Consider the following 538-nt stretch of genomic DNA (forward strand, 5'->3'; position numbering starts at 1 on the left):
GTCGCGGGGTACTGGTCCCCAGAGCGTGCCGAGCTCGACGACCCGGTCTCCGGGGCGCGCATCGCGGACGAGATCCGGTCGGCAGCGCCGACGGTGCTCGTGGTCGGCCTCGGCAAACCCCGTCAGGAGCAGTGGATCGACGATTGGGGGACACGCTCCAGCGCGGCAGTCCTCCTGCCCTTCGGCGCGGCCGCCGACTTCGTGGCCGGGACCGTCGAGCGTGCCCCCGAGCGGTGGCAGCGGAGTGGCCTCGAATGGCTCTACCGGCTGCAGCAGGAGCCTCGGCGCCTGGCCCGCCGCTACCTGATCCAGGGCCCTCCGGCGCTGGCGCGGCTCCGCGCCGCCACGATCGGGGAGATCACATCGCCCGCAGCATTCGAGCCAGGTGATCGGCCATGACCTCCGTCGTGAACCGCTCCCGGACTCGCGCTGCCGCCAGCCGCCCCATCTCGATCCGGCGGTCGTCGTCGGCGAGCAGTTCCTCGGTGGCCCCGGCGAACGCGTCGACGTCGCCTGCCAGCACCAGGAGGCCGGTTTC

The 538-nt window shown here is 73.0% G+C and carries 1 protein-coding gene and 1 pseudogene; one reads left to right on the forward strand and one right to left on the reverse strand.

Annotated features, from left to right (window positions below):
• Positions 1 to 399 (forward strand): WecB/TagA/CpsF family glycosyltransferase (locus FK268_RS23730; RefSeq protein WP_146437903.1); only part of this gene is annotated, 399 nt, incomplete at its 5' end.
• Here the strand turns inward: FK268_RS23730 and FK268_RS24550 are convergent.
• Positions 359 to 538: pseudogene (locus tag FK268_RS24550) on the reverse strand (group 1 glycosyl transferase); the annotation flags it as partial. The gene FK268_RS23730 and the pseudogene FK268_RS24550 overlap by 41 nt on opposite strands.

The sequence above is a fragment of the Tsukamurella sputi genome, from assembly GCF_007858445.1.
In the GTDB taxonomy this organism is placed as follows: domain Bacteria; phylum Actinomycetota; class Actinomycetes; order Mycobacteriales; family Mycobacteriaceae; genus Tsukamurella; species Tsukamurella sputi.